12 protein-coding genes are annotated in these 11,842 nt (G+C 66.4%); 5 read left to right on the top strand and 7 right to left on the bottom strand.

The annotated features are described in order from the left end of the window. On the top strand, positions 1-356 hold a 356-nt coding region (locus CH256_RS27020; protein WP_179272254.1), incomplete at its 5' end, for an acyl-ACP desaturase. A gap of 134 nt (positions 357-490) precedes the next feature. Here CH256_RS27020 and CH256_RS27025 read toward each other — a convergent pair. Both CH256_RS27025 and glpX read right to left on the bottom strand, forming a co-directional pair. Next, positions 491-1,891, bottom strand: a complete 1,401-nt coding sequence (locus tag CH256_RS27025; protein ID WP_094641182.1) for a class II fumarate hydratase — start codon at positions 1,889-1,891, stop codon at positions 491-493. A gap of 47 nt (positions 1,892-1,938) precedes the next feature. Further along, positions 1,939-2,979, bottom strand: coding sequence for a class II fructose-bisphosphatase (gene glpX / locus CH256_RS27030; protein WP_068052852.1), 1,041 nt, complete (start codon positions 2,977-2,979; stop codon positions 1,939-1,941). Positions 2,980-3,114: 135 nt separating this feature from the next. Here glpX and CH256_RS27035 point away from each other — a divergent pair, with 135 nt between their 5' ends. Further along, the gene (locus tag CH256_RS27035) at positions 3,115-3,687 is read left to right on the top strand and encodes a DUF4245 domain-containing protein (RefSeq protein WP_094641183.1); all 573 of its coding nucleotides are present in this window, start codon (positions 3,115-3,117) and stop codon (positions 3,685-3,687) included. Here the strand turns inward: CH256_RS27035 and CH256_RS27040 are convergent. From CH256_RS27040 to CH256_RS27050, 3 genes are read right to left on the bottom strand one after another with little or no spacing between them, the layout of a single operon-like run. Further along, a complete protein-coding gene (locus CH256_RS27040) occupies positions 3,684-3,908 on the bottom strand; it encodes an exodeoxyribonuclease VII small subunit (RefSeq protein ID WP_068052858.1) in 225 nt (74 codons plus the stop codon). The genes CH256_RS27035 and CH256_RS27040 overlap by 4 nt on opposite strands. Positions 3,909-3,922: 14 nt before the next feature. Next, a complete protein-coding gene (gene xseA / locus CH256_RS27045; RefSeq protein ID WP_094671493.1) occupies positions 3,923-5,185 on the bottom strand; it encodes an exodeoxyribonuclease VII large subunit in 1,263 nt (420 codons plus the stop codon). Beyond that, positions 5,182-5,781 carry a lipid droplet-associated protein gene (locus CH256_RS27050; RefSeq protein WP_068052864.1) on the bottom strand — a complete coding sequence of 200 codons (600 nt, stop codon included), beginning with the start codon at positions 5,779-5,781 and terminating at the stop codon, positions 5,182-5,184. Before CH256_RS27050 ends, xseA begins: the two co-directional genes overlap by 4 nt. A 122-nt stretch (positions 5,782-5,903) precedes the next feature. Between CH256_RS27050 and CH256_RS27055 the strand changes: the two genes are divergently transcribed. Next, positions 5,904-6,911 (top strand): 4-hydroxy-3-methylbut-2-enyl diphosphate reductase, encoded by a 1,008-nt coding sequence (locus tag CH256_RS27055; RefSeq protein ID WP_068052876.1) that lies wholly within the window; start codon positions 5,904-5,906, stop codon positions 6,909-6,911. A gap of 61 nt (positions 6,912-6,972) precedes the next feature. On the opposite strand, the gene CH256_RS28305 is transcribed toward CH256_RS27055, so the two are convergent. After that, the gene (locus tag CH256_RS28305) at positions 6,973-8,154 is read right to left on the bottom strand and encodes a DUF6542 domain-containing protein (protein ID WP_179272255.1); all 1,182 of its coding nucleotides are present in this window, start codon (positions 8,152-8,154) and stop codon (positions 6,973-6,975) included. A gap of 20 nt (positions 8,155-8,174) precedes the next feature. After that, positions 8,175-9,341 carry a DNA recombination protein RmuC gene (locus CH256_RS27065; protein ID WP_094671495.1) on the bottom strand — a complete coding sequence of 389 codons (1,167 nt, stop codon included), beginning with the start codon at positions 9,339-9,341 and terminating at the stop codon, positions 8,175-8,177. 122 nt (positions 9,342-9,463) lie between these two features. Here CH256_RS27065 and CH256_RS27070 point away from each other — a divergent pair, with 122 nt between their 5' ends. Both CH256_RS27070 and CH256_RS27075 read left to right on the top strand, forming a co-directional pair. Then, positions 9,464-10,654, top strand: a complete 1,191-nt coding sequence (locus CH256_RS27070; protein ID WP_094671497.1) for an exonuclease SbcCD subunit D — start codon at positions 9,464-9,466, stop codon at positions 10,652-10,654. Beyond that, positions 10,651-11,842, top strand: a 1,192-nt coding sequence (locus CH256_RS27075) for an AAA family ATPase (RefSeq protein ID WP_256989565.1), incomplete at its 3' end; no start/stop codon positions are given. The genes CH256_RS27070 and CH256_RS27075, both read left to right, overlap by 4 nt.

Below are 11,842 nucleotides of genomic sequence, written 5' to 3' on the forward strand. Positions count from 1 at the left end.
ACACCATCGCCCTCGGCAAGGATCCGGTGCTCGCCACCATCCTCGGCCGGATCGCCGACGACGACGCGCTGCAGTCGGCATTCTTCGCCAGCATCCTCGACGAGGCATTCGCCGTGGTGCCCGATCAGGCCGCTCGCGCCATCGCGGACCGGATCAACGGCTTCAAGATTCCCGAGGTCGACCTCCCGGACCGCGGCAGCAGCACCGCCGCGCTCGCCGAAGCCGGAATCTACGACGCCGACCAGGAACGCGACAAGGTGTTCAAGCCGCTGCTCGCAGGCTGGAAGATCTTCGACCGCACCGATCTGGGCGAGGACGGCCTGAAGGCACGCGAGGAACTCGCACACCTCGCCTGAGGTTCGGCCCCTTTCGAACGAACCCGCCCCCGGTTGGGATCAATGCGACTTTGTTGCAGTCAGAGTGACTGAAACCCACATTGATCCCACCGGGGGCGGGCTGTTTCAAGCGTCCGGCGGGGCGAACGGGAAAGCTAGTCCTTGACCTTCGCCATGGCGAGGACGTCGAGGCGCTTGTCCAGTTCTGCTTCGCTGAGCTTGTCGCCGATCAGTCCGCGGTCGATGACCGTCTGACGGATCGTCTTCTTCTCCTTCAGTGCCTGCTTGGCGACGGCGGCAGCTTCCTCGTAGCCGATCGCGGAGTTCAGCGGCGTCACGATGGACGGCGAGGACTCGGCGAGGGTCTTGAGGTGCTCGACGTTGGCTTCGAGGCCGACGACACACTTGTCGGCGAACAGGACCGAGACGTTGGCGAGCAGCTTGAACGACTCGAGCACGTTGCGCGCCATCATCGGGATGTACACGTTGAGTTCGAATGCGCCCGACGCGCCGCCGAATGCGACTGCGGCGTCGTTGCCGATGACCTGAGCCGCGACCTGCGTAACAGCCTCGGGGAGAACGGGATTGACCTTGCCGGGCATGATGGAGCTACCGGGCTGCAGGTCGGGGAGGGTGATCTCGCCGAGTCCGGTGAGCGGTCCCGATCCCATCCAGCGAATGTCGTTGGCAATCTTGGTCAGTGAGACCGCGATGGTGCGCAGTGCGCCCGATGCCTCGACGAGTCCGTCACGTGCGGCCTGTGCCTCGAACGAATCCTTGGCCGCGGTGAGTGCGTCGATCCCGGTCGACGCAACCAGTGCTGCAACGACTTTCGGGCCGAAGCCGTCGGGTGCGTTGAGGCCGGTGCCGACGGCGGTGCCGCCGATGGGCAGTTCACCGAGCCGCGGCAGGGTGGCCTCGACGCGTTCGATGCCTGCTTCGATCTGACGGGCGTAGCCGCCGAATTCCTGACCGAGGGTGACCGGAACGGCGTCCATGAGGTGGGTGCGGCCGGACTTCACGACGTGCTTCCACTCGGTGGCCTTCACCACGAGAGCCTCGTGGAGGTGGCGCAGTGCGGGCACGAGAGACGTCACGGCGGCCTCGGTGGCGGCGACGTGCGTTGCCGTCGGGAACGTGTCGTTGGAGGACTGCGACATGTTCACGTGGTCGTTGGGGTGTACTTCGACGCCGGCCGCCTTCGCGATCGACGCGATGACCTCGTTGGCGTTCATGTTCGAGCTGGTGCCCGAGCCGGTCTGGAAGACGTCGATCGGGAACTGGTCGTCGTGCTTGCCGTCGGCGATCTCGGTGGCAGCGGCGATGATCGCGTCGGCCAGTGCGCCGTCGAGCAGACCGAGATCCTTGTTGACCTGCGCGCAGGCTGCCTTGAGCAGGCCCATCGCGCGAATCTGAGTGCGTTCGAGCGGACGGCCCGAGATGGGGAAGTTCTCCACGGCACGCTGCGTCTGGGCACGCCAGAGCGCATCGATGGGAACGCGAACCTCTCCCATGGTGTCGTGCTCGATCCGGAACTGCTGTTCGTTCTCTGTCATTGACCTCTTGCCTCGGTAGGGGAGCGGAAACTTCGTCGAGCGGACGGTCAGAAGGACGGGATGGCGCCGGAGGTGTCGCCGTCGAAGTCGATGGTCGAGTACTCCTTGAGCTTGTTGAGCTGGTGGTACGCGTCGATCATGCGGACGGTGCCGGACTTCGAGCGCATCACGATGGACTGCGTGTGCGCGCCGCCGCCCGAGTATCGGACGCCCTGGAGCAGGTCGCCGTCGGTGACGCCGGTGGCGGTGAAGAAGACGTTCTCGCCCGAGACCAGGTCTTCGGTGGACAGGACACGATCGAGATCGTGTCCGGCGTCGATCGCCTTCTGGCGTTCGTCGTCGTCGGTCGGAGCCAGCATGCCCTGGTGCGCGCCACCCATGCAGCGCATGGCGGCCGCGGCGATGATGCCTTCGGGAGTTCCACCGGTGCCCATGAGGATGTCGATGGGGGAGGTGGGACGGGCGGCGGCGATGGCGCCGGCGACGTCGCCGTCGGAGATCAGTCGAATGCGAGCGCCGGTGTCGCGCACCTGCTGGATCAGCTCGGCGTGCCGGGGGCGGTCGAGGATGCACACCGTGACGTCGGAGGTGGAGCCCTTCTTGATCTTGGCGACGCGGGCGATGTTCTCCGCGACCGGTGCGGTGATGTCGATGACGTCGGCGAAGTCGGGTCCTACGGCGATCTTCTTCATGTAGAAGACGGCGGACGGATCGAACATCGCGCCACGCTCGGCGACGGCGAGAACCGAGATGGCGTTGGGCATGCCCTTGGCCATCAACGTGGTTCCGTCGACGGGGTCGACGGCGAAATCGACCTCGGGGCCGTTGCCGTTGCCGACCTGTTCGCCGTTGTAGAGCATCGGCGCTTCGTCCTTCTCGCCCTCGCCGATGACGACGACGCCGCGCATCGAGACCGAGCTGACCAACTGACGCATGGCGTCGACTGCTGCTCCGTCGCCACCTTCCTTGTCGCCGCGACCGACCCAGCGACCCGAGGCGAGCGCACCGGCCTCGGTGACGCGTACGAGTTCGAGTGCGAGGTTGCGATCTGGCGCCATGGCGCGAGTGGACTCGGTGCTGGCCGTCATCGGTTTGTAGCCTCCTGGTTGGTGGGGTGTTACCCAGGCGCGATTATCTCACTTCTGTGATGTCTGCCGTGGGGTCGGGTGGTCTGTGAGGCACGCGCCGACCGAGCACTGCTGCGCAGAGGGGATACTGGTGGGGTGGCGAACAGCAAACCTCGGATTCTCAACAACAGTCGCGACATGGTGTGGTCGCTCATTCCGCTGGTCATCGCGTGTTTGTTGATTGCGGGCATCGCCAGTCAGTGCTCGCTGAGCCCCGGCGGGCCCCAGCAGGGGCCCATCCCCAACTTCGACGTGGACACCGCGTTGCAGTACGACGCGTCGGAAATCGGCTTTCCGGTGCGTAATCCGGCTGTTCCGGAGGATTGGACGCCCAACTCGGGCAGTCGTCCGACGATCTCCGGCGACAACGGGGGACCGGTGTCGACTGTCGGGTACATCACCGGATCGGGTGCGTATCTGCAGCTGACCCAGACCAGCGCCGTCGAGGAAGTGTTGGTCCCCTTCGTGGCCGGCGACGAGACGGTGTACGCGTCGGGCGCGCAGAACGTGTCGGGTCGAGATTGGGTCGTCTACGGCGAGGAGGGTTCGCGGAAGTACTGGGTCTCCGACTTCGGTGACGTGCGAATCCTGCTGGGCGGTACCGCGAACGACGCAGACTTCACCACGCTCGCCGAGGCCCTCGAGGTCGCCGAACCGCTGGAGCCCTAGCTGTCCTTCTCGGTGCTCGCGAGCGCGGTCTCGATCCGCTTGCGGGCTCCGGCGAGCTGCTCCTCACAGCGGGTGGCCAGCTGCTCTCCGCGCTCCCACAGGGCCAGGGAGGCGTCGAGATCGAGCCCACCCTGCTCGAGGATCTTCACCACGCCCACCAGTTCGTCCCTGGCCTCTTCGTAGCCCAGTTCCGATACCGGCTTGTCTTCGTTCTCGCTCATACGTACTCCTTCTGTCATTTGACTCGCCCCATGACTGCGGCGGTGACGGCACCGTCGGCCACTCGCACTCTGATCTGTGTACCCGGTGGCGCGTCCTCGACCGAACGCAGAACCTCGGGATCCGAACCCGCAACCACCCGCTGTACGACGGCATAGCCACGAGCAAGTGTGGCAGCAGGCCCCAGCGTCGACAGCCTTGCCCGCAGATGCTCGACGAGCGTGTCCTGGGTGGTGAGTTCGCGTTGCACGTCGCGTCGCGCCGCCTCCCGCAGACGTCGAACCTCCTCGCGGCGTTGCTCGAGCGAGGCCAACGGGTCCGCCAGTACCGGACGGTGTCGGAGCATGTCCAGTCCGCGTTCCTCGCGCTCGACCCAATTGCGCAGCGCTGCAGCACTTCTCGACTTCAACTCCGAGACCAGGGCTTGTTCGGCGACGGCGTCGGGCACCACGAGTTTGGCGGCATCGGTGGGAGTTGCGGCGCGCAGGTCCGCGACGTGATCGCTCAGTGGGCTGTCGGGCTCGTGGCCGATGGCACTGACGATCGGCGTGGTGGCGCGCGAGATGGCGCGGCACAGGGCTTCGTCCGAGAACGGCAGCAGATCCTCGACGCTTCCGCCGCCGCGGGCGAGGATGATGACATCGACGCTGGGGTCGTCGTCCAGATCTTTCAGCGCATCCAGAATCGCCGGCACCGACTGTGGCCCCTGGACCGGAGTGTTGCGAACCTCGAATCGAACCGCGGGCCAACGCCTCTGCGCGACGGTGAGCACGTCCTTCTCGGCTGCGCTGGCGCGCGCAGTGATCAGGCCGATGGTGCCCGGCAGAAACGGCAACGGGCGCTTGAGGCGTGGGTCGAACAACCCCTCTGCGGCGAGCAGCGCTCTGAGCCGCTCGATGCGGGCCAACAGTTCGCCGACGCCCACCGCGCGAATGTCCGTGGCGCGCAGCGAAATGGTTCCGCGGCCGGTGAAGAACGACAGCTTGCCGTAGAGGATGACGCGCGCACCCTCGGTCAACGGAACCGGAGAGCGGTCGAGCAATTGCGGCGAACACGTCACCGACAACGACATGTCGGCCGACGGATCACGCAGCGTCAGAAACGCCGTCCTCGTACCGGGACGCGCGTTGATCTGCGTGAGCTGGCCCTCCACCCAGATCGAGCCGAGCTTGTCGATCCAGCCCGCCACCTTCATGGCGACGGTACGCACCGGCCACGGCTGTTCGGCGGTGCTCGAGCCTGGCTGGGTGGGACCGGACTGGGTTGAGGGAGTGCTCACTTGGCCTTGGCGGTGGTGATGCGGTTGGCCAACATGGTCTGGAACGGTGCGCGGGCGAGCGTGTCGTTCTCGTAGTCCAGCAGAGTTTCGAGGTCCTCGATCGAAAGCGTGCGCAGGCGTGCGCGCAGCTGGGCAAGGGCGAGGGTGTCGAAGTCGATCATCTCGACGATCTCGGGCTTGTCCGCAGAGGGCGCGCGCTTGGCCGAGGTGTCCTGCACCGGCTCGTCCAGGGGAGGCGTCGAGTACAAGGCGAAGCGGCCGTTCGCCGCGACCGGCTCGGCCACGGGGGCGTCGGGCACATCGACGTCGTCGGTGACGACCGGGGCGTCGAACACGTCGTCTTCGTCCTCGTCGAAGCTGGCCCAGGAGGGCTGCTCCTCGGTGGGGGTCCCGATCACCGGCAAGCTCGCGATGATCAGATCGCCCTTGATGGCCAACGCCGTCACCTGCTGCTGAAATCGCATCCCGCGGGCCAGCGCTTCGCTGACGACCGTCATCGGCAGCATCAGAGCGGAACCGGGAAGCTTGCGAGCCTCTTCCACGACGGTCACGGCGACGCCTGCAGCCACACGCGCTGCAAAGGGGACTCGAGTCATGCCCACCAGACTGCCCGAAACGGTGAACTTTGGGTAGCCGACAGGCTGTAGGACCCGTTGCAGCCGGGGCCGGAGGACATGGAAACGAGGCAGGCGAGCTCGGTGCACGTATCCTGGGAGGTATGTCTTCGGCTGTTCCTCTGAATCTTGGTATTGCACAGTCCGCCGGTACGGGTAAGTCCTCGTACGCCGGGGGTAAGCGAGTGCTGCTCGCGGAGCCGCGGGGCTACTGCGCGGGTGTCGATCGTGCGGTCGAGACCGTCGAGAAGGCGCTCGAGCAGCACGGTGCGCCGGTGTACGTGCGCAAGGAGATCGTGCACAACAAGCACGTGGTCGAGACGTTGTCCGATCGCGGCGCGGTGTTCGTGGAAGAGACCGACGAGGTGCCCGAGGGATCGCTGCTCGTGTTCTCCGCGCACGGCGTCTCGCCCGCCGTGCACACGTCCGCGGCCGAGCGGAACCTGCGCACGATCGACGCCACCTGCCCGTTGGTGACCAAGGTGCATCAGGAAGCCAAGCGCTTCGCTCGCGACGACTACGACATCCTGCTCATCGGCCACGAGGGCCACGAGGAGGTCGAGGGCACCGCAGGCGAGGCACCCGAGCACATTCAGCTGGTGGACGGCCCCGACTCGGTTGCCAACGTCACCGTCCGTGACGAGAGCAAGGTCATCTGGCTGTCCCAGACCACGCTGAGCGTCGACGAGACGATGATGACGGTCGCCAAGCTTCGCGAGCGCTTCCCGACGCTCCAGGACCCGCCGAGCGACGACATCTGCTACGCCACGCAGAACCGTCAGGTCGCGGTGAAGGCGATGGCACCGGAATGCGATCTGGTGATCGTCGTCGGGTCGAAGAACTCCTCGAACTCGGTGCGGTTGGTCGAGGTCGCACTGGGCGCGGGTGCGCGGGCGAGCTACCTCGTCGATTACGCCAAGGAAATCGACCTGGCCTGGCTCGACGGGGTCGAGACGATCGGCATCACCTCGGGTGCATCCGTACCGGAGATCCTGGTGCAGGGCGTCATCGAACTGTTCGCCGAGCACGGCTACGCCGACGTACAGCCGGTCACCACTGCCAACGAGACCCTGGTGTTCTCCCTGCCTCGCGAGCTGCGCCCAGCCCGCTAGCAGCGGGAAAAGAGTTCACGCCCCGTACAGGAATTCCTGTACGGGGCGTTTCTCGTTCGAACTAGTCGCTGTGACGGTCGCGGTAGCGAACCTTCGGCACCGGGTGGGGGGGAATGTCGTCCCGGCGCGGGGCAGGCAGAGAATGGCTGCCCTGGCCGTTCCCGGCGGTGTAGTCGGTGGCAGCGGGGCCGGCGGGGGCGCTCGTCCGAGGAGTCACGACCGGCCGAGCTCCGGAGCCGTACGGATCGGCAGCCTCTCGCGGAGCGTTGACCCGAGTCGATCGCTCGCGACGAGGTTCGGTCGAATACCGCGGCTCTGCCGAGTAGCGAGGCTCCGGCGCAAAACGCGACTCGGACGGTTGCGGCCGCTGTGCATCACGTGCTTCACGGGACTGCGCTCGACGAGACTCTGCCTGCGGATACTGCGTTCGCGGGTATTCGGGCTTCTGGTGCTCTGGCTTGTGGTCCTGACGCGGGGAGTCGGCGGAGTATCGAGTCTGCGGTGCCGAGGTCGGGGTAGCCGATCGCCGGGGGCTCACGGTGGGATCTGCCGCAGCACGAGAGCCGGTGCGAGGGGTCGAACGCGGGCGAGGATCGGTGCTTCTGCGACCGACGTACGGCCCGGGCACGATGTCGGTCGCCTCGGCCGCGGAGTCGGTGCTGCGATCGGCTGCGCGCCTGCGGGAGCGTTCGGGGCGCTCTTCCTGTGCTCGACGCTGTGCTCTGGTGGGCTTGTCATCGCTGGGCTTCGGGCTGCGTCGCACAGTGCCCTCGGCCTTCTGGCTTCGCCGAAGGGTGGGGGCATGCGTGTTCTGCCGTTTGAGCACGATGCGAAGCACTCCGAGTCCGACGGCGACCAGGGTGCCGAGCAACATCAACGGAAACCGGTTGACCAGTGGAATGGCAACGTTGAGGATGATGTCCTTGAGGCTGGTGCCTGCGTTGTCGGTGAAGTACTGGTACGACAGCGGCACGGCCACGAACAGGATCAGCGGGGCTTGCACCATCGCGGTGAACAGTCCGCGGAAGCGGACGAGAAGGACGCCGGCGATGCAGCCGAGGACGTACATGAACGCGAACGCACCGGTCAGCTCGGTACCGCGTGCGGCATCGATCAGGAATCCGAGAAAGGTCAGTCCCGCGGCGATCGCGACGGCACCCCATGCGGGAACGCCGGGCAGGGTCGCGAGGATGGATCGGTGATCCAGCGGTACCCCGGAGCGGGCACGTTGGGAGGTAGACACCCCCCGAGGTTAGCCGTTGTTCAGCCCACTGCATCGCTGACATGACCGAAGTCGTGCCGGTAGCGGGACGAATCGGACAGTTTGGGTCGCTCGTCCACTCGGGCGATGTCCACCGGATCGGCGTCGAACAGCTCGAGTTCGTGCAACTTTCTCGCCGTCACGCTCACCCGGGTATCGACGGACCCGACGGTGGAATTGAAGGATTCCACGGCCTTGCCGAGGTGGGCACCGAGCTTGTCCAGGTGTGTCGAGACGACACCGATTCGCGTGTACAGCTCGCGTCCCAGTTGCTGGATGCGCGCAGCGTCCTCCGCCAGCGACTCCTGCTTCCACGTGTAGGCAACGGTTCGTAGTAACGCGACCAGGGTGGTCGGGGTGGCCAGGATCACGTTCCTGCCGAAGGCGTACTCGAGCATGCCGGTGTCCGAGGTCAGGGCCGCGTCGAGAAACGGGTCGCCGGGAACGAACAGCACAACGAACTCCGGCGTCGGCTCGAACGCCTGCCAGTACGCCTTGTCGGCCAGCTGGTCGATGTGAGTGCGCAGTTGCTTGGCGTGGCGTCGCAGATTCTTCTCCCGCGCGGCGGGATCCTCGTCCTGGGCGGCATCGAGGTACGCCGCGAACGGCACTTTGGCGTCGACGACGATCTGTCGACCGCCGGCGAGACGCACGATCATGTCGGGTCGGATGCCGTCCTTGCTCACCTGCGTGTCGAAATCGCAGTGCTTGACCATGCCCGCGAGTTCGACGACCCGCTCGAGCTGGATCTCGCCCCACCGGCCCCGGATCTGCGGTGCACGCAATGCCGTGACCAGCTGACCGGTCTGGGTGGACAGATGCATCGACGCTCGATGCATCCCGGTGACCTGCTCGGACAATCCCGCGTACGCCCGAATGCGATTGTGCTCGACCTCGCGCACGTGCTCGGAGAGCGCATCGACGGCGTCGTGCAGCGGCTCGACCAGGTGTGAGACCTGCTGGCCGATCACGGTCGAATTGCGTCGCGCGGAATCCTCGTTGACCGCACTCAACGACTGCCGAAGCATGCCCTCGTGCTCGCGGAGCGCGGCCAGCTGGGCTTCGGCTCGAACGGCACGGTCGCCCACCCGCGAGGCGTGCAACAACCAGCCGACGACAGCCCCGATACCGAGAGCGACGAGCAGGCCGAACGCGGTGAGAATGTTCATGGACCAGATGATGCAGGACGGCACCGACAACTTCGGTTCGCGACGGCATGCATCGCAGCTCACGTCCGACAGGCCGAGGCGCCTCGAGGAGTTTGTCGGTGGTTCCCGATAGCGTCGAACGCATGAGAATTCTGCACACCTCGGACTGGCACATCGGTCGCACCTTTCACGGTGTCGACCTGTTGGCCGATCAGGGCGCTGTGCTGGAGTCCATCGCGGAACTGGTTGCGGCGCAATCGATCGATGTGGTGGTGGTGCCGGGCGATATCTACGACCGCGCTGTTCCCAGTGCCGATGCCGTCCTGGTCTGCAACCGCGGACTCGAGGCGATCCGAACGGCAGGCGCGGTGATCGTCGCGACGTCGGGAAACCACGATTCACCCGCTCGGCTGGGCGCGGGTGCCGCGTTCGCCTCGGCGGGAGGGCTGCATCTGATGACGCGGGTGGGCGACGTCGCCACCCCGGTCGTCATCGAGGACGAGCACGGCTCCGTTGCGTTCTACGGCATTCCCTACCTCGAGCCCGAGACGACGCGGGCCGAGCTCGACGTTCCCACCGCGCGGACGCACGCGGAGGTGCTCAGCGCTGCCATGGATCGGATCCGGGGTGATCTCGCGACGAGAAACGAAGCGGGACAACATCATCGCTCGGTCGTACTCGCGCACGCGTTCATCGTCGGCGGTGAGGCGACCGGCTCGGAGCGGTCGATTTCCTCCGGCGGTATCGAAACTGCGCCTGCGTCGGCGTTCGACGGGGTCGACTACGTGGCGCTCGGGCACCTGCATTCGCCCCAGACCCTCACCGATCGAGTGCGGTACTCCGGTTCCCCTCTGCCCTATTCCTTCGGTGAGCGGTCGCATCGCAAGGCGGTATGGATTCTCGATCTCGACGCGAACGGGCTCGGCACCGTCGAGCGAGTCGACCTGCCGGTGGTACGCGGACTCGCCCGCATCGAAGGCACGGTCGAGCAATTGACAACGGACGCAGCGTATTGCGAGTACGAAGATCATTACGTCTCCGCTGTGCTCACCGACGAGGTACGCCCGGTCGACGCAATGCGCTTGTTGCAGCAGCGTTTCCCGCACGCGATCCACTTGGAATGGCGTCGCCCCGAGGGATCCGGCGAGCTTCGTTACCGCGACCGTGTGCGCGGCCGTAGCGATCTCGACATCGCCACCTCGTTCGTGACGGACATGCGCAGTGTGCCGACGGCAGCGGAGTCCGGGCTCCTGGCTCGCGCGCTGGCCTCCGTGCATCGCGAGACCGAGGCCATCCGCGGAACGGCCACCACCGCCGACCGCGGTGCTGCATGAGACTGCATTCACTCGAGATCACCGCCTTCGGCCCCTTCGCGGGCACCGAGACGGTGGACTTCGACGCGCTGGGAGCCGACGGGCTCTTCCTGTTGCACGGGCAGACCGGAGCAGGTAAGACGACGGTGCTCGACGCCGTGGCGTTCGCGCTGTACGGAACAGTGCCCGGAGCTCGTCGTGAGGGCAAGCGACTGCTGTCCGATCACGCAGCCAAGGGTGCGGTGCCACAGGTCACGTTGGAGGCGACACTCGCTGGGCGACGCATCAGAATAGTGCGCAGTCCGGAGTTCCTGCGGCCCAAGCTCCGCAGCACGGGCACCACCAAGCAGCACGCCAAAGCCAGTCTCACCTGGCTCGACGGCCGCGGGCAGAACCTCACCCGGCTCAACGAGATCGGTGACGCCGTCAACGCGCTGCTCGGAATGAGTGCCGACCAGTTCTTCCAGGTGGTGCTGTTGCCGCAGGGTGAGTTCGCGCGATTCCTCCGAGCCGACAGCGACGAACGCGGCAATCTGCTCGAAAGGCTCTTCGACACAGGCCGATTCGGTGATGTCGAAGAGTGGTTCGCGCAGCGCCGCCGGGAGCTGGCCGCCGAACTCGCGGACGCTCACCACGCCATCGACATCATGCTCGGCCGGGTGTCGCAGGCATCGGGGATACCCGAGCCCGCGGGCGAGGACGGCGAGCAGCCGGACCCGCTCGAGTGGGCGGCCGACGTCCTGGCCGATGCCCGGCAGAATCGGACTCTCGCGCAAGGTCGGGCGGTGCTGATCGATGCGGCAGCTCGGCGTGCGTCGACAGCTCTGACGAAGGCCACCACCGTTCTCGATCTGCAGCGTCGTCGGGCTCTCGCCGAGGCGCAGCTCGTGCAGTATCGGGAGGGCGAGACGGCGCGAGCTGCGCGCAGAACCGAGCTCGCCGATTCCGCGGCCGCCGGACCGATCGCGGCCACTGCCGCAGACCTCCGTCTCGCCCTCCCGATACTGCACGAGCTGCGCCTCGGCGAGAGCCCGACGACGCTGCAGATCGAGAACGGTGGTGGCCTTCGTCAGAGCTGTCGACGCACGCCGAGCTGCCGCATCGATCAGCACCGCCCGACCTTGCGCGAGAGTCCGATTCTGCCGGGCATCGGCCAGGACGTCGGCCGCCCACTCGAGCGGGTCCGGCTGCTCGCCGTCCTCGCCCGCG

The organism is Rhodococcus sp. 05-2254-6, from assembly GCF_002258565.1.
Taxonomy (GTDB): domain Bacteria; phylum Actinomycetota; class Actinomycetes; order Mycobacteriales; family Mycobacteriaceae; genus Rhodococcoides.

Excerpts from the sequence above, each read along its gene's own strand:
- CH256_RS27025 (WP_094641182.1), bottom strand. The coding sequence starts at position 1,891 with ATGACAGAGAACGAACAGCAGTTCCGGATCGAGCACGACACCATGGGA.
- glpX (WP_068052852.1), bottom strand. The coding sequence starts at position 2,979 with ATGACGGCCAGCACCGAGTCCACTCGCGCCATGGCGCCAGATCGCAAC.
- CH256_RS27040 (WP_068052858.1), bottom strand. The coding sequence starts at position 3,908 with ATGAGCGAGAACGAAGACAAGCCGGTATCGGAACTGGGCTACGAAGAG.
- CH256_RS27050 (WP_068052864.1), bottom strand. The coding sequence starts at position 5,781 with ATGACTCGAGTCCCCTTTGCAGCGCGTGTGGCTGCAGGCGTCGCCGTG.
- CH256_RS27055 (WP_068052876.1), top strand. The coding sequence starts at position 5,904 with ATGTCTTCGGCTGTTCCTCTGAATCTTGGTATTGCACAGTCCGCCGGT.
- CH256_RS27065 (WP_094671495.1), bottom strand. The coding sequence starts at position 9,341 with ATGAACATTCTCACCGCGTTCGGCCTGCTCGTCGCTCTCGGTATCGGG.
- CH256_RS27070 (WP_094671497.1), top strand. The coding sequence starts at position 9,464 with ATGAGAATTCTGCACACCTCGGACTGGCACATCGGTCGCACCTTTCAC.